The following is a 16758-nucleotide window of genomic DNA, read 5'->3' on the forward strand; positions in this document are numbered from 1 at the left end:
ATTCAATAAGAATAGCTGGATTACCCAGCTTTATTCTTGATAGCAATTATTAGCCACGTTTGCTTAATTCGACATAATCCTGCAAGTCAGGACCAATATATTCAGCGCGTGGACGAATCAGACGATTATTATCGTACTGTTCCAAAATGTGTGCTAACCAGCCTGATGTACGGCTAACAGCAAAAATTGGCGTAAATAAGTCATGGTCAATTCCTAAGCTATGATAAACAGATGCACTGTAGAAATCTACGTTCGCTGGAAGACCCTTATTTTCTTTTATATAATCTTCAATTTTAACAGACATATTGTACCATTTCTCTTGCTTGGTCAATGTCGTTAATTGCTTCGACATTTCTCTTAAATGTTTTGCACGTGGATCACCATTACGATATACACGATGCCCCATACCCATAATTTTTTCTTTATTAGCTAATTTTTTCTCAATATATGGAATGGCATTTTCTTCTTCGCCAATTTCACTCAGCATTTTCATTACATTTTCATTTGCGCCACCGTGCAATGGTCCTTTTAAAGCACCGACTGCAGCAGTAATACCAGAATAAATGTCTGATAGTGTTGCAACACAAACTCTTGCTGTAAACGTTGATGCATTTAGCTCATGGTCAGCATGCAGGACGAGTGCCTTGTTGATAGCTTCTATTTCAATCGCATCTGCTTCTTTTCCATTAAGCATATATAGAAAATTCTCTGAATAGCCAAGGTCTGCTTTCGGCTTCACCGGCTCTTGTCCATTACGAATTCTCGAAAACGCAGCAACAATTGTAGCGATTTTGGCTTGAATGCGAATTGCTTTTCGTTTATTCGCTTCTGGTTCCATTACATCTGCTTCTTCATCATATAATCCAAGTAAAGAAACAGCAGTACGCAATGCTGCCATCGGATGGACAGTTGATAAATCATAGGAACGCAAATGATCTATAATCCCCTCTGGAACTTCCATGTTTTTGGCCAGTTCCTGCTTCACCGCTTCCAATTCTGTTTTTGTCGGAAGCTTCAGATTCCATAGTAAATAAATAACCTCTTCAAAACTTGCATGCTCAGCTAAGTCATCAATTCGATAGCCTACATAAGATAGCTGATCATCTATAATGGAACTGATGGACGATTGAGTTGCGACAATACCTTCTAACCCCTTTGTAGATGTTGCCATAGTAAACCCTCTCCTTTTTTAAAATTAATTGTAGCATTTGAAACAAATGTACAATTCTAACGACAATAATAACCATCACAATAATCTAGTTATTACGAATTTTAGCGGTAATAGTAGTTTACATTCACCCCTGTACATAAGTCTACTATTTGAATAAAGTATTCTATTATTGTCTAGCCCAAATCTATTATAAAGTATTATGACTAGAAAGTGAATTGAAACCGTTTAACATTTTAATTTTTTGACCTCGTTCTTCCGATAGTTATCGGTTTTTAGTCGCGAATCAAATTTTTCAATCATATTTAGAAAATCCATGTCTATTTCAACGGTTTTTATCATATGTAACTATAGTACAGGCTTTCACGTGTTTGCAATTTCTAGTCGTTAAATTGGGGGAGCTTTCCAATGCAAAAATATAATCTACTACAATTGATCCGATTTTTGATTGTACTTGGTGCTCTATTTACAGTCTACCTTATTTTTGTGCACACTTTCAAATTTATCTACCCAATACTGCTTACATGCATACTGTCCTTGCTTATACATCCATTAGTCGTCTTTTTTGAATCGAAGTTCAAGTTCCCAAGGCCGCTTGCTATTACCGTTGTTATGCTCGGTTTATTCCTGTTTTTTGTTGGTATCGTGTTATTAATTATTACAGAGGTGTACCAAGGAACTGCCTTTCTAGCCGTGCAAATTCCGGAATACATCCAAACATTCGTTTTATTTTTAGAATCTTTTTTCAACACGAATATCCTTCCGCTATATGAAAAAATCATTTCTTTTTTTCATTCGCTTGATGAGCAGCAGCAGGCTACAATACAAAGCTATATTCGCTCGTTCACAGACTTTATAACGTCAACTGGTACAGACATGCTGCAAAATAGTTTAGCTAAAATCCCTGAAATTCTTGCGGTCGTCCCTGGTTCTTTAACAACACTGACATTTATTCTGTTAGCTACTTTTATGATGACGAATGATTTAGAAAACATTAAACGAATCGCTTCGCGTATGTTACCTGAAAAAACTAGGCAATCGACTAATCAGCTTTTTCATTATATTAAGCTTGCAGTTACTGGATATTTACGGGCACAGCTGTTTCTGATCTTTATTTCAGCATGTCTTATACTCACTGGACTACTAATTCTTCGAGTAGAGCATGCATTAACCATCGCTCTTATAGCTGCTGCTGTCGACTTAATCCCTTACCTTGGGACAGGTATCATTTTCATTCCTTGGATCATTTACTTATATGCTGTAGCTGACTATTCCCTTACGATTGGGATTACAGTTCTTTATATGATCGTTATTATTTCAAGGCAAATTCTTGAACCAAAAATACTATCATCGAATATTGGTATTCACCCACTTATCGTACTGACAACGATGTTTGTTGGCATTCAGTTATGGGGAATTGCAGGACTCTTAGTTGCACCAATATTCACTGTTTTAGGGAATGCTATCTATCAAGCAGGCATTTTCCAAGCGCTATGGAATTTTATTCGTGGCTAAATAATCTACCATTTTCGGTAAATAACCGTCCCACTTTTCGCCATTTTAAGCATGAGCAAACGAATCCAGTTTTTGAATAGCTGTCTCGTGAAAGGAAGCACTAAAATAAGACCAACTGTGTCCGTAATGAACCCTGGTGCCAATAAAAATACGGAACCAATTAATATGCAAATACCATCCAACAGTTCTTCAGTTGGTGGTTGACCTTGACTTATTCGCATCTGGGCTCGCTTCCACGTATCCATTCCCTGGTGTCTGGCAATGAGGATTCCTAGAGCACCAGTTAAAATAATAAGGCCTACTACCCACCATGGACCGATGATGCCACCTACCCATATAAACACACCAATTTCCATTGCTGGAATGAATAGTAGTAATAGGAATAACCAACGCATGAAAACTCTCCCTTCTTCACCTAGTTTATCACGAATTCGTAAATTCTTCTTTTTTAAACGATACGAAACCCTTTTGAAAAAAATAGAAGCCGACATTTTTTGCCAGCTTCTATTTCTAGAATAAAGTTATTTAATGGATACATGTACTGGTTTAAAGCACACTTGCATGTCCTTTATAAATATCACCTTTTGCACCATCTACCGTAATATCAGAGCCTTCCTCAAGCACCGTGAAGACATCTTTAACGCCAACAATTACCGGAATGCCTAAGCTCAAGCCAACAACTGCAGCATGAGACGTTAAACCGCCTTCTTCCGTAATAATTGCAGCAGCTTTTTCAATTGCCGGCATCATTTCACGCTCCGTACCGTAAGTAACAAAAATATCTCCCTCTTCTACTTTTGTTAGAGCTTCTTCATTTGACTTTGCAAACACAACTCTACCATATGCTGTACGTTTACCGATACCTTGTCCTTTAGCGATTACATCGCCAATAACATGAACTTTAAAGAAATTCGTTGTACCACTTTCACCTACTGGAACACCAGCTGTTATAATAACTCTGCCACCACGTCTACACATGTTTGTACTTAATGCTTTGTCAATCGCAACGTCTAGCATTTCGTCTGTCGTATTTGTGTGTTTACCAATCACTGGATGCACACCCCAAACAAGGGAAAGCTGACGATTTACATGTGCAGCAGATGTAACAGCTAAAATGGAAGCCTTCGGACGATATTTGGAAATCATTCTTGCAGTATGTCCACTTTCAGTTGGTGTAATAATTGTGTCAACATCTAAATTCATCGCCGTATGTGTTACGGATTGACTAATGGCATCTGTGATCGTCATATCCACATTTTTTGAACGTTCATTTAAAATGGATTTATGTTCTAATGCGGACTCTGCCTTCAACGCAATATTACTCATTGTTTGCACGGATTCGACAGGATATGTTCCAGCAGCCGTTTCTCCAGAAAGCATGATTGCATCCGTTCCGTCAAAAATTGCATTCGCAACGTCAGATGCTTCTGCTCTTGTTGGACGAGGATTACGTTGCATCGAATCAAGCATTTGCGTAGCAGTAATAACCGGCTTACCTGCATTGTTACATTTTTTAATAAGCTCTTTTTGTACAAGTGGAACGTCCTCAGCTGGGATTTCTACACCAAGGTCTCCACGTGCAACCATTAGCCCCTCACTAACCTCTAGAATACTGTCGATATTGTCGACACCTTCTTGGTTTTCAATTTTAGGGATAATTTGAATATGTGATCCGTTGTTCTTTTCTAATACGTCTTTAATTTCAAGGACATCAGATGCGCGCCTAACAAATGAAGCAGCGATGAAGTCAACGCCTTGCTCAATTCCGAATAGAATATCAGCCGTATCCTTCTCTGTAATTCCAGGTAAATTCACCGAAACGTTTGGAACGTTTACACCTTTTTTATTTTTGATGACACCCGCATTTAATGCCTTGGTTACAATTTCACCAGCATTTGTATTTACTTCGATAACTTCTAACTCAATTAGTCCATCATCAAGTAAAATTTTCGAACCTGGATGTACATCATGTACTAAACCGTCATAAGTAACGGAAAACTTCTCAGCAGTCCCTTCCACTTCATTCATGGAAATAACAACTGTCTGTCCTTGTTCAAGATCAGCAAAACCATCTCTAAAATTACCTGTTCTTATTTCTGGACCTTTCGTATCCAATAAAATTGCAACAGTTTTATTTTTATTTTCGGCAGCTTCTCTGATGTTTTTGATACGAGCACCATGTTCTTGGAAATCGCCATGGGAAAAGTTAAGTCTAGCTACGTTCATTCCTGCATCAATTAATCTTTCTAATGTTTCTACTGTCTCAGAAGCAGGTCCAATCGTACAAACGATTTTAGTATTTCTCATTTAATTTTCTTCCTCCCTGATTGTTATACATAGTTTATTTAAAAAACAATGCTTTAACTGCAACCCTTCTCGGTTAGATAGATAACTCTTTCGAAAGGTTGTACATTTCTTCATTAATCGTATGGGATTGTGCAAAAATTTCATCAAATGGATAATTCACCAAGTTATTATTTTGAATCCCAACCATCTTACCGCCTTGGTTCGCCATTAGTAATTCAACAGCTTTAGCACCTAATCTGCTAGCTAGCACACGGTCTGTTGCTGTCGGTGATCCTCCACGCTGGATATAGCCTAGCACAGTAACACGAGTTTCAAGTTTCGTTGTTTCTTGAATACGATCGCCAAAGTCAATACCACTTCCAACACCCTCAGCTAAAAGTATAATACTATGCTTCTTACCGCGGTCATGACCTCGTTTTAAACGATCAACAATATCTTCAAAGTCTTCTTTCTTCTCTGGAATAAGAATACTTTCTGCTCCACCAGCTAGACCAGCCCAAAGCGCTAAGTCACCAGCATCTCTTCCCATTACTTCAATGATATATGTGCGCTCATGCGATGTTGCTGTATCACGCACTTTATCAACTGCCTCGATAATAGTATTCAACGACGTATCAAATCCAATTGTAAAGTCCGTACCGGAAATATCATTATCAATTGTTCCAGGCACACCAATACATGGAAAGCCTTTTTCTGTTAATTTTTGTGCACCACGGAAGCTTCCATCGCCACCGATAACGATAAGACCTTCAATACCAAACTTCTTTAATTGTTCGATTCCTCGCTCTTGACCTTCTGCTGTTTTAAATTCTTCACTGCGAGCCGAGAATAAAATCGTACCACCGCGTTGAATAATATCTCCTACTGAACCAAGATTCATTTGTTCTATATTACCTTCCATGAGACCTTGAAATCCATTCTTAATCCCATACACTTCCAAATTATGATAAATCGCTTTTCTGACAACAGCACGGATTGCAGCGTTCATGCCAGGGGCATCCCCACCGCTTGTCAATACACCTATTTTCTTCATTTGTATTTCACCTCTAGTCAAACAATATTTACTCTATAACTGTACTATACCCTTTAAAGATAAATAAAAACAGCGTAAATAGCAATTAATATCGTGTTAATTAAAGAGAATTTTATATTTTTAACATTAAAATAAGAGACTGATACTATAAAATATCAGCCTCAACTAATACAGTTTATACGAGAAGGTTCTAAAAGTCGGTTAAAAATGACACATCGAGAGAGAGAGGAGCTTCAACTAATTGCCGGCACGTCCTATGGGTAATGTAAATGTCACCACATCCTGTACAAGCACGCTGCTCACGTATTAACTGCATACGTTCCACCCGCCGTAGCTCTGCCGTCTCGAATCTCAAAAATGCTAGTGTCGGCATTACAACAAAGCTTTTCGATGGGATGAGAAATCTCCGCCCCAGGACATTGCGATTTTAGCCGGCCTTAGTCCTTTTTATCCTCCTATTGAACACATACTATATGATTTCAAATTCACCCATTTGCTTATATTTTTCCCATCTCTTCTCGATTAATTCATCTTCTGTTGATGACTGAAGATTGGCTAGGGATTGCTTTAACACTTCATCCATATACGCTGCTTGCTGCTCCAAGTTACGATGTGCGCCGCCTTTTGGCTCTGGAATAATGTGGTCAACAATGCCTAATTTTTTCAAGTCATAGGATGTTATTTTCATTGTTTCTGCGGCACGCTGTGCAAGGCCTGCATCTTTCCATAAAAGCGCAGCGGCACCTTCGGGTGAAATAACGGAGTACGTTGAGTTCTCAAGCATAAGAATACGGTCGCCAACACCAAGTGCAAGTGCCCCACCACTTCCACCTTCACCGATAACGATACAAACGATTGGCACCGTTAACCCAGCCATTTCCATTAAATTCTTCGCTATTGCTTCGCTTTGCCCGCGTTCCTCAGCAGCTCTGCCTGGATAAGCTCCCTTTGTGTCGATAAAGCAAATGATTGGACGATTGAATTTCTCTGCTTGTTTCATATGGCGCAACGCTTTTCGATATCCTTCTGGATGCGGCATCCCAAAGTTTCGACGAATATTTTCTTTCGTATCTTTTCCACGCTGATGTCCAATAACCGTTACCGGCATTTCGTTATAATAAGCAATACCTGCCACAATTGCTTCGTCGTCTCCAAAAAAGCGATCACCATGAAATTCAATAAAATCGGTGAATAGCTTATCAATATAGTCCTTCGTCGTTGGGCGCATTGGATGACGAGCCATTTGTACACGATCCCAAGGTTTCAAATTGCCATAAATATCATTCTCTAGAATGGCAAGTCGCTTTTCCAACGTTTCAATTTCCGCTGTCAAATCAATCTCACTATTCTCTGTGAAATTCTTCAGTTCGTTTATTTTCTCTCTTAAATTTACGATTGGCTTTTCAAATTCAAGTATTTGATTCACTTTATTTCACTTCCCTTCTGTGCATGGCAACCAGCTTGGAAAGCAATTCTTTCATGTCATGGCGGTGGATTACTTTATCTAATTGACCATGTTTTAATTGAAATTCTGCAGTTTGGAAGTCGTCCGGTAATTTTTCACGAATTGTCTGTTCAATAATTCTTCTTCCCGCAAACCCAATTAATGCGCCCGGTTCTGCGAAATTATAATCTCCGATGGAAGCAAAGCTCGCGGAGACACCACCAGTCGTTGGGTGAGTCATGACAGAAATCATTAATCCACCTGCATCACTGAACCGTTTAATGGCAATCGACGTTTTTGCCATTTGCATTAAACTCAGTACGCCTTCTTGCATCCGAGCACCACCAGAAGCAGTAAAAATAATAAAGGGGATCGATTCTTCTTTCGCATTTTCAATAGCACGGGCAATTTTCTCACCCATCGCAGATCCCATACTTCCCATACGGAAACTAGAATCCATCACAGCAAAAGCAACCGGATGATCGGCAATCGTACCTTTACCAGTAACTACTCCTTCATTTAATGCTGTTTTCTCACGATCCTTCGCAATCTTCTCTTCATAACCAGGAAATCCGAGCGGGTTCCCTGAAGTTATACCCTTGTCCCATTCTTGAAAGCTTCCTTCATCAAATAAACTATCAATCCGCTCCCATGCTGTCATTGGATGATGATAGCCACAATTTGGACAAACACTCAAGGACTTCTTCATTTCTTTACGATAATATATTTTATTACAACCACGGCATTTTTGCATAAGCCCTTCGGGAACATCAATTTTTGATTGTTCACTTGGAAGGCTTGCGTACTTTCTTCTCTTGCTAAAAAGGTCTTTAAGCAAGGTAATTCCCCCTTCACAACTTACATCAACAGAATAGTATGTACCTTTTTAAATTCATTTTATACATCATAACGGCTTCTATTTAAAAAGAGTGTCAAAAACAGTCGAGGAAAAAATATTCCCTCAACTGCTCACCTGAACTTCACTTGAAAATAATGGATCAATGGATGAATAATCCCTTTCACTATACAGCTTAAGTAAAGAATAATAGAAGGATTCCTCAAAACGGTATACACAAACAGCGTGTGAAAACTCATCCATTAATGTCCATATTTTCATTAACAATAGATTCTCCGTTTTCTCAAATAAATATTTAAAAAAGCTACGGTGTTTTGTAAGTGCATCACTACTATTTGCTTCAAGTATTGTTTTCAGTTCCTGTATATCAGGTGCACTGATTCGTCCAAAGGCTAGCTTTGCTGCTTCCTTTTCCATGATTTTCTTCGTAAAGGTCAAATCATCTTTCATATTATTTTGCCTTAGAATAAAGGATGATAGTAACTCTACTGTTTGAAAGGAACGGTATTCCCTTAAGTAGGTCCCTTCTCCATGTCTCGTTTCAACAAGTCCGATAAGCTCTAACGCTCGTAATGCTTCCCTTACAGATGATCTACCGGCTTTCAACCTTTCGGAAAGCTCTCGTTCTGATGGAAGCTTGTCTCCTGGATTTAGATTGTTTTTCTCAATATATCGTTGTAATTCCTTAATTACTCCCTGATATACCTTTTGTTCGATTGAAAAGGACAAAAATAACACTCCACTCCTAGGAAACCGGTTATTGTTTAGATCCGGTTAATCTTCGCGTTTTCTCAGCTACTTCATTCGGGTCTACCTTGATTCGAGCAACCCCTGAGTCCATCGCAGCCTTTGCGACATCTGCTGCAACTAGTGGAGCAACACGAGTATCAAAAGGTGACGGAATCACGTAATCCTCTGTAATTTCATTTTCTGCAATAAGGGATGCAATTGCTTTTGCAGCTGCAACCTTCATTCGTTCATTAATTCTTGTCGCCCTTACATCTAACGCACCACGGAATATCCCAGGAAATGCTAGAACATTGTTAACTTGATTTGGAAAATCCGATCTACCAGTACCAACAACACGTGCACCAGCTGCTTTTGCATCCTCAGGCAAAATTTCCGGATCAGGATTTGCCATTGCAAAAATAATGGCATCTTTGTTCATTTTAGAAACCATTTCCTTCGTAAGTGCGCCACCAACAGATACACCAATAAAGACATCGGCACCTTCTAGAACTTCCTCCAGTGATCCCTCTACTTTATTTATATTTGTAAATTTGGCAACTCTATCTTTAACGCTATTCATTCCGTAAGTTCTACCTTCAAAAATAGCACCTTTTGAGTCACACATAATCATGTCCCTTACACCGAAGCTCTCTAACAGGCGGATAATTGCAATGCCGGCTGCACCTGCACCATTTGCAACAACTTTGATTTCAGAGAATTCCTTTCCAACTAGCTTCAATGCATTGATTAAGCCTGCAACCGTCACGATTGCTGTTCCATGCTGGTCATCATGGAAAATAGGAATGTTCGTTTCGTCTTTTAAACGTTCTTCAATAATAAAGCAATTTGGTGCTGCAATATCTTCTAAGTTAACGCCACCAAATGTTGGTTCTAACAATTTTACAGTTTGGACAATTTGATCTACATCATGTGTTGCGAGACAAATTGGAAATGCATCTACACCTGCAAATCCTTTAAATAACACAGCTTTCCCTTCCATTACCGGCATTGCAGCTTCAGGCCCGATGTTACCAAGACCTAACACGGCTGAACCATCACTTACGACGGCAACCATATTCCCTTTCATCGTATAATCATAGACTCGATCGTTACTTTCATGAATCTCTTTACAAGGTTCTGCTACGCCAGGGGAGTATGCTAAACTTAAATCTGCTGCATTATTAACAGAAACCTTCGATTGAATCTCCAATTTCCCTTGTTTTACCCTATGCATATGTAACGCTTCATCTCTCAAGCTTGCCATTTTTAATTACTCTCTCCTTTTGATGTAGAAATTGTATTATATCCTCTGTATCTCTTGTTGTATGATGGTTCAAACAAACATGTCCAGCTAAAAATAAAGTAGAATAATTGCAGTTCATAGCTTGCTGGAATTTGTTTGAGTTACTAGTGGTCAGACCACCAATAACTCCTCTATTATAACAGATGCATCTCACCTGTAAAGTGATAGCTAATCCCTCATGATCGTAATTAATGCAGCGTTTGGAACAAGCTAAGCATGGAAACGATGTACATTGGTATCACATAAATAACACGTAGCAAGCAGCACGAGTTTCAATGCGAAAGACAGGTTAAAATTATCAAACTACTTTAAACTTCTCGATTTTGCAAAACAACATTTCCACTTCCAAAATAACGATTTAGCTCTTTCAAGCAATGATTGTCTGGATATAGTCGATAAGTGTTTGCTAGCCGATAAGATTGCTTCTTTTGACCATCGTATATGATGACCAGCGCGCCACCTGGATAGCGTTCTGCCACCTTCTCAATGATTTGCAGTGCTTGCTGATTCGTCATGTTTTCCACTTTAATAAATAGACGTTGTTCATAATCTGACTGTAATGCTTCTTGATGAAACGGTTTGACAGAATTGATCACCATCTGTAGCTTATTATTCCTAGACTCTACTTTCCCTTCTAGACTAACGAGCATCTCCTCTTGCAGCCAGGAGCTTATCTCTCTATATACATCCGGAAAAATAACTGCTTCCATTTCCGTTTGCTCATCATCAATCGTCAGAAATGCCATTTTATCTCCCCGTTTTGTGCGAATAACTCGAATCGCTTGAATGATTACCGTTACGTTTAAATTTCGCTTTCCAATCATTTTAGCCGCTTGTCCAAGTGAGACTTGACCATTAACTCGCAGCTGCTTCCGATATTCCTTTAAGGGGTGACTTGAGACATACATGCCAAGAAGCTCTTTTTCATCTGCTAATTTCTTAACTTGACTAAAATCATCAATCTCGACGTACTCGGCATCGAGCTCGATTTGGTCCTGGAAAAGATTAGACCCGCCTTGAAATTCTTTAAATAGCTCTCCTTGCTCCATTGCCTGCTCAATGGAAGATAGTAAGCTTGCACGATTGGGATACGTTTCATCAAATGCTCCAACCAAAATAAGATTTTCAATTGTTTTTCGATTAACAAGCTTTGATGACGTACGAAGGCAGAAGTCAAATAAATTTTTAAATGGACCCGATTTTCGCGCTCGAATAATCTCGCCAATTGCTTGGTTACCTAGCGATTTGATAGAAGAAAGCCCCATACGAACGCGTTTTTCCTCCACACTGTATTTGCCATAGCTTCGATTGATATGAGGTGGCAATACTTCAAGCCCTAATGCTTTAAGTTCTTGCGTGTAAAGATGTAGCTTATCGTATTGACTTCGTGAAGCACTTAATAATTCCGCAAAAAAGCTTGCTGGGTAATGTGCTTTTAAAAAGGCAAGCTGATAGGAAATTTTACTATAAGCAACGGCATGACTTCTTGGGAAACCATAATTTGAAAATTTAACGATCCAGCTAAAAATCTCTTCTGCAACACTTAGCTTGTAGCCATTGTTTAGGCAACCTTGAATGAATGCTTCTTTTTGTGCATCCATAACAGCTTGCTTCTTTTTACTAACAGCCCGACGCAGCATATCAGCCTCACCAAATGTAAACCCTGCAATCCGATTTGCTATTTGCATAATTTGTTCTTGATAAACAAGTACACCAAAAGTATGCGCGAGGATTGGCTTTAAATCAGGGTGTGGGTATGTCACTTCTTCCTTTCCATGCTTCCGCGCAATATATACCGGAATAAAATCCATTGGGCCTGGACGATATAGAGCATTAACTGCAACAATATCTTCAAAACGGCTAGGCATAAGTTCAGTAAGCACCTGTTTCATCCCTTGTGATTCAAGTTGAAACACACCATTTGTTTGTCCGCTTCGCAATAATTCATAGGTCCTCGCATCGTCCTCAGGAATTTCCTCAAGTGTAATCGGTTTAGCACCTGTATAGGTTATCGACTGAATAACCTTCTCCAATAAGGTTAAATTCCGTAGTCCAAGGAAATCCATTTTTAGTAACCCTATTGCTTCTAAATCGTTCATTGGAAATTGAGTAAGATGTGTATCGTTTGCACCTACTGTTAAAGGAACATGCTCTATTAACGGTTTCTCACTAATAACCACTCCGGCTGCATGGGTTGAGATATGCCGTGGCAGTCCTTCGAGTATCACAGCGACAGCAAATAAAAGTTTTAATTTAGGGGATGTTTTTACATAACGATACAATTCTTCCGATTCCTTTACGAGTTCTGCAATCCGTTTCGTTGACTGTAGTGGAATTTCCCGCAAAATAAAGTTAGCATCCTGCCCGTCAACATCCATCGTTTTTATTAATTCTCTAATTAACGACCGGGCTGCAAAGGTACCAAATGTAATGATTTGTGCAACATGTTCTGCCCCGTATTTCTCCTGGACATACGCAATAACTTCATCACGCCTGGCATCTGAAAAATCGACGTCAATATCCGGCATGGTTCGCCGTTCTGGATTTAGAAAACGTTCAAATAAAAGACCGTATTCCATTGGATCAACATCTGTAATACCAAGTATATAAGCAACAATCGATCCTGCCGAGGACCCCCTTCCCGGCCCGACAACAATCTGATTTGCTTTCGCATATCCAATAAAGTCTGCTACAATCAGAAAATAATCGCTAAACTTCATAGATTGAATCACATGGAGCTCATAGGAAAGGCGTTCTTTCATTGCCTCAGTTACTGTTTGATACCTTTCCTCAACTTTTTCCCAGCATAATTTTTCTAAGTAATTATCTGCATTTGTTTCTTCTGGTACAGGAAAAGATGGCAGCAGACGCTGTTCAAAATCGATCACAACGTTACACTTACCTGTAATCGCTACTGTCTCCTCAAGCACCTCTGGCCAGATGGATCCAAAGTATGCTTCCATCTCCGATTCGGAACGAAGATGTCTATTTTTAATGGTGGAATCCGTAATCTTCATTCCCCACTGATTTCCCGTTTTCATTGCTTGGAGACAATCAAACGCAATTGCATCCTTTTCTTCAAGATAAACGACATCATTAATCGCTGTAACAGGAACATCGGATGCTTCATGGAATGCTTTTACTAATGCAAAAATTGCCTCGTCTTTCTCTTGTATTCCAAGGTAAAAGTCACCTTCAGCAAATAATGCCTGCCATTGCTTGAAATAGCCTACAATATCCGTATGTTGATGTTGAAAAAGATGCGTTATTTTCAAATGATTGACTGGTACAACGCAGATTAATTCGCCAGCTACTTCTTGTAAGGCATTTAGCTTCATGCCATCCATAGACTCCTGCTGAATCGCTGTGCTTAGTTTAATCAACTGTTGGTAACCAGCATTATTTTTCGCTAATAAGATGCATGGAATGATTTCTTCCTCATTGTCCAGTATACGCATGGACATGCCGATAATCGGTTTGATTCCATAGCTCTTACATGCGCGATAGAATGGAATGACTCCATACAGCACTTCTTCATCCGTTAATGCAAGCGCATTAAAATTCAATTCTTGTGCTCGCTCGACCAATTTAGGAATCGTTATCGTACTATTCATCAAACTATAGCCGCTTTTAACTTGTAAATGTGTGTATGACATACTATCCCGCCTTTTCTTTCTATATATCATTATAACAACCTATTTCGAACATGCATACGCTTTTGCATTCTTTTTCTTTGCATAACTCGTCCGAGGCGGTCATAAAATGTATAGACTATGCCTCAGGAAGGAGTGCATAAACAATGGAAGAACGGTTTTTTGCTGCATTTATTTCATGTTTTTTTATTGCTCTCGGTGTCATCATTGGAGGATCTTTTATCGGCAGTATTGGTGATTTCGCAACGGGCGATGCCCCACTTACATCGATGGGGCGAATAGCTGACCGTTTGCGAATTTGGGCTATTGTTGCGGCAATTGGAGGTACCTTTGATGCGATTGCAAACTTTGAAAAGGGATTAACAGATGGTTCTACAATCGATTTCGTGAAGCAAGTTTTACTAATCTTATCTGCAATGGGTGGCGTGAAAACTGGAATCATCATTATTGATTGGTTTTTACAAAAGGAGAGTCCTTAATGCATATTCCACCATATCATAAAAAACCTACCTGGCAGCTTTTTTTCACAGGTGCATTCGTTGGGGGGATTATTGCATACTTCATCCTTATTTATATGTACGGTACGATGTACGAGGAGTTGTTAGGGGAAAACCTTGAACTAACATCGCAAGTAAATGACCTGAAAGAACAGAATGAAGCACTTTTAAAAGATAAGGAAGATTTAAGTGAAAAATCCGAACAACCATCAACCGTGAACTCCATTTCAGTTACGATTGTTGAGGGGGATAGATTAAAGCTAGATCGGCTTATTGAACATCAGTTGGAAGAGATGATTAAGGAACAAATTAGTCATGTAATCGGACAAGAAATTGCGATTATTGATAAAAGTGATCGATTGCTTCAATCCACAATAGAGAATAAAGCATTTACCATTGATGATTTCACCTATTATTTTCAGGTAAAAAAATTAGTGATTACATCGGACTTAAAAATAGAGGTAATCCCTCAATTATCAAATTAATTTGTATTTTTCGTGACACATCTAACAATTGTATAGATTTCCCTGGTCACTTATCATAGAATAGTAATGAAAGCAGTTACATTTTAAATGTTGAAGGGAGTCGATGTCCGTGTTGCCCATCAATTTAAGACGAATACGTGATGAAAAAATGAATCAATTACGAAAAGGACAAAATGCATACGCTGAAACGGAGGAGCTTGTCCGATTAATGAAACGAGCAATTGAAAAAGAAAACATGCCTGTCCAATGCGATGCAACAAATTCTGGTTGTTGGTTTATCCCATTGTCAACTAGTAAAACGAGCTAAATTTGGAGACTGTCTTCAAGACAGCCTCCAGCATGGCATCTAACTTATCGCATATGTGCAAGACAAGCGGATTCTAGTTCATTTGTCATGTTATCTGCTTCTTCCCACGAATATATCGTTGCTCCAGATGCCAGTGGATGCCCACCACCATTATAATTCGCGGCAATTTCGTTGATTACCGGACCTTTCGAGCGCAATCTGACACGAATCTGATCTTCTTCCTCAATGAAGAACACCCATGCTTTAATCCCTTTAATGGTACTTAATATATTCACAAGCTGGCTAGATTCATCTGGAGAAACATGGAATTTCTCTAAAATTCCCTTCGTCAATTTGATTGTACAAAGCCCCGACGGTAAAAGCTCAAACTCTTGCAAAACATACCCCTGCAAACGAGAAATGTTATCCTCTACACTATATAATTCAGCATATAATGCTGGTCTGTCAAAGTCATAGGTTACCAATTCAGCCGCATACTGAAATGTTTTTTTCGTTGTACTTGGAAACATAAACCTCCCCGTGTCTCCAACAATACCAGCATATAGTAAACGTGCAGCAGTATCATTTAACCTGAACCCGTCTTCCCTGCCCTGCTCATACAATTCAAAAATCATCTCGCTTACGGAACTTGCAGTTGTATCAACAACACTTACATCACCATATACATCAACATTTGGATGATGATCTATTTTAATAAGCTGTCTCCCCATCGTATAACGCTGATCATCAATTCGTGGTCTATTAGCTGTATCACATACGATAACGAGCGCGTTTTCATAGACATTGTCGCCAATATCATCCATACTTGCCAAGAATGTTAATGTAGGCTCATCTTCCCCTACTACATAAACATGCTTGCTGGGAAAGGAATGCTTGATGATTTCTTTTAAACCAACCTGCGATCCAATTGCGTCTGGATCCGGTCTGACGTGTCGGTGGATAATAATCGTATCGTTTTCCTTGATTGCGTCAATAATCTGTTTCCATTTCATATCTTTACCCCTATTCTTATTAGAATTTGTAGAATTCATTTACTTTCTCTAGCTTTATTCATAAAAACAAGTTACAATTATATGTGAATTTTAGCGATATACATATACTTTAAACCATTTAGGAGAGATTCCATGTTTATTTTCCCTGCCATTATCGTTGTAGCAGCTGTCCTCTTTATCTATTATAAAGTTGCTATTCTTAAAAGCAACGATGAAATCATTCAACATTATTTTAATGCAAAAGCACGAATATGCCTTGGTACCTTTGTATTGGCGTTTGGAATTAACCAATATATCTTCTATAAAACGCAGCTGTCCTTATTTATTGGAATCATTTTCATTATCCTCGGGGGACTTCAGTTATACAGAGGAGTCATGGAAGCAAAACATTATCGAAGTGAATGGCGTCGCTTAAACCCAAGCGAATAATTATAGTGTGAGAATGAAAGAAATCGGCCCAAATAGCCGA

General features: G+C 38.9%; 15 protein-coding genes. 5 read left to right on the plus strand and 10 right to left on the minus strand.

Features of this window, described 5'->3' with window-relative positions:
* Nucleotides 1-49: 49 nt before the first annotated feature.
* On the minus strand, nt 50-1171 hold the full coding sequence (gene citZ / locus F1560_RS15625; protein WP_149475576.1) for a citrate synthase: 1122 nt from the start codon (nt 1169-1171) through the stop codon (nt 50-52).
* 405 nt (nt 1172-1576) lie between these two features.
* On the opposite strand from citZ, the gene ytvI reads away from it, so the two are divergent.
* Nucleotides 1577-2683 (plus strand): sporulation integral membrane protein YtvI, encoded by a 1107-nt coding sequence (gene ytvI, locus F1560_RS15630; RefSeq protein ID WP_149475577.1) that lies wholly within the window; start codon nt 1577-1579, stop codon nt 2681-2683.
* 5 nt (nt 2684-2688) lie between these two features.
* On the opposite strand, the gene F1560_RS15635 is transcribed toward ytvI, so the two are convergent.
* From F1560_RS15635 to dnaE, 8 genes are all read right to left on the minus strand, one after another.
* Complete coding sequence (locus tag F1560_RS15635; RefSeq protein WP_149475578.1) at nt 2689-3078, minus strand: FxsA family protein; 390 nt, start codon at nt 3076-3078, stop codon at nt 2689-2691.
* Nucleotides 3079-3229: 151 nt separating this feature from the next.
* The gene (gene pyk / locus F1560_RS15640; RefSeq protein ID WP_149475579.1) at nt 3230-4990 is read right to left on the minus strand and encodes a pyruvate kinase; all 1761 of its coding nucleotides are present in this window, start codon (nt 4988-4990) and stop codon (nt 3230-3232) included.
* A 73-nt stretch (nt 4991-5063) separates the two neighbouring features.
* Entirely contained in the window at nt 5064-6023 is a 960-nt protein-coding gene (pfkA, locus tag F1560_RS15645; protein ID WP_149475580.1) for a 6-phosphofructokinase, read from the minus strand.
* 469 nt (nt 6024-6492) lie between these two features.
* Complete coding sequence (gene accA / locus F1560_RS15650) at nt 6493-7449, minus strand: acetyl-CoA carboxylase carboxyl transferase subunit alpha (RefSeq protein WP_149475581.1); 957 nt, start codon at nt 7447-7449, stop codon at nt 6493-6495.
* A 1-nt stretch (nt 7450) separates the two neighbouring features.
* On the minus strand, nt 7451-8305 hold the full coding sequence (accD, locus tag F1560_RS15655) for an acetyl-CoA carboxylase, carboxyltransferase subunit beta (protein WP_149475582.1): 855 nt from the start codon (nt 8303-8305) through the stop codon (nt 7451-7453).
* A 123-nt stretch (nt 8306-8428) separates the two neighbouring features.
* A complete protein-coding gene (locus F1560_RS15660) occupies nt 8429-9052 on the minus strand; it encodes a FadR/GntR family transcriptional regulator (RefSeq protein ID WP_149475583.1) in 624 nt (207 codons plus the stop codon).
* A gap of 28 nt (nt 9053-9080) precedes the next feature.
* Nucleotides 9081-10316, minus strand: coding sequence for an NADP-dependent malic enzyme (gene ystJ / locus F1560_RS15665; protein WP_149475584.1), 1236 nt, complete (start codon nt 10314-10316; stop codon nt 9081-9083).
* A gap of 347 nt (nt 10317-10663) precedes the next feature.
* Nucleotides 10664-14011 carry a DNA polymerase III subunit alpha gene (gene dnaE / locus F1560_RS15670; RefSeq protein WP_149475585.1) on the minus strand — a complete coding sequence of 1116 codons (3348 nt, stop codon included), beginning with the start codon at nt 14009-14011 and terminating at the stop codon, nt 10664-10666.
* Nucleotides 14012-14154: 143 nt separating this feature from the next.
* On the opposite strand from dnaE, the gene ytrH reads away from it, so the two are divergent.
* The 3 genes from ytrH to F1560_RS15685 all read left to right on the plus strand — a co-directional run bounded on the left by ytrH (nt 14155) and on the right by F1560_RS15685 (nt 15297).
* Nucleotides 14155-14487 carry a sporulation membrane protein YtrH gene (ytrH, locus tag F1560_RS15675; RefSeq protein WP_149475586.1) on the plus strand — a complete coding sequence of 111 codons (333 nt, stop codon included), beginning with the start codon at nt 14155-14157 and terminating at the stop codon, nt 14485-14487.
* Complete coding sequence (gene ytrI, locus F1560_RS15680; RefSeq protein WP_149475587.1) at nt 14487-14990, plus strand: sporulation membrane protein YtrI; 504 nt, start codon at nt 14487-14489, stop codon at nt 14988-14990. The genes ytrH and ytrI overlap by 1 nt, the downstream gene beginning before the upstream one ends.
* A gap of 103 nt (nt 14991-15093) precedes the next feature.
* Nucleotides 15094-15297, plus strand: a complete 204-nt coding sequence (locus F1560_RS15685; protein WP_342780258.1) for a YtzJ family protein — start codon at nt 15094-15096, stop codon at nt 15295-15297.
* A 44-nt stretch (nt 15298-15341) separates the two neighbouring features.
* On the opposite strand, the gene F1560_RS15690 is transcribed toward F1560_RS15685, so the two are convergent.
* Nucleotides 15342-16289 (minus strand): DHH family phosphoesterase, encoded by a 948-nt coding sequence (locus tag F1560_RS15690; protein WP_149475589.1) that lies wholly within the window; start codon nt 16287-16289, stop codon nt 15342-15344.
* A gap of 132 nt (nt 16290-16421) precedes the next feature.
* On the opposite strand from F1560_RS15690, the gene F1560_RS15695 reads away from it, so the two are divergent.
* Entirely contained in the window at nt 16422-16718 is a 297-nt protein-coding gene (locus F1560_RS15695; RefSeq protein WP_149475590.1) for a YtpI family protein, read from the plus strand.
* The last annotated feature ends 40 nt before the right edge of the window (nt 16719-16758 follow it).

This window comes from Oceanobacillus polygoni, from assembly GCF_008304605.1.
Classification (GTDB): Bacteria; Bacillota; Bacilli; order Bacillales; family Amphibacillaceae; genus Oceanobacillus; species Oceanobacillus polygoni.

What these genes read in the sequence shown, in the direction of transcription:
- citZ (WP_149475576.1), bottom strand. Translation starts at nt 1,171, where the DNA reads ATGGCAACATCTACAAAGGGGTTAGAAGGTATTGTCGCAACTCAATCG.
- ytvI (WP_149475577.1), top strand. Translation starts at nt 1,577, where the DNA reads ATGCAAAAATATAATCTACTACAATTGATCCGATTTTTGATTGTACTT.
- F1560_RS15635 (WP_149475578.1), bottom strand. Translation starts at nt 3,078, where the DNA reads ATGCGTTGGTTATTCCTATTACTACTATTCATTCCAGCAATGGAAATT.
- pyk (WP_149475579.1), bottom strand. Translation starts at nt 4,990, where the DNA reads ATGAGAAATACTAAAATCGTTTGTACGATTGGACCTGCTTCTGAGACA.
- pfkA (WP_149475580.1), bottom strand. Translation starts at nt 6,023, where the DNA reads ATGAAGAAAATAGGTGTATTGACAAGCGGTGGGGATGCCCCTGGCATG.
- ystJ (WP_149475584.1), bottom strand. Translation starts at nt 10,316, where the DNA reads ATGGCAAGCTTGAGAGATGAAGCGTTACATATGCATAGGGTAAAACAA.
- dnaE (WP_149475585.1), bottom strand. Translation starts at nt 14,011, where the DNA reads ATGTCATACACACATTTACAAGTTAAAAGCGGCTATAGTTTGATGAAT.
- ytrH (WP_149475586.1), top strand. Translation starts at nt 14,155, where the DNA reads ATGGAAGAACGGTTTTTTGCTGCATTTATTTCATGTTTTTTTATTGCT.
- ytrI (WP_149475587.1), top strand. Translation starts at nt 14,487, where the DNA reads ATGCATATTCCACCATATCATAAAAAACCTACCTGGCAGCTTTTTTTC.
- F1560_RS15685 (WP_342780258.1), top strand. Translation starts at nt 15,094, where the DNA reads ATGTCCGTGTTGCCCATCAATTTAAGACGAATACGTGATGAAAAAATG.
- F1560_RS15690 (WP_149475589.1), bottom strand. Translation starts at nt 16,289, where the DNA reads ATGAAATGGAAACAGATTATTGACGCAATCAAGGAAAACGATACGATT.
- F1560_RS15695 (WP_149475590.1), top strand. Translation starts at nt 16,422, where the DNA reads ATGTTTATTTTCCCTGCCATTATCGTTGTAGCAGCTGTCCTCTTTATC.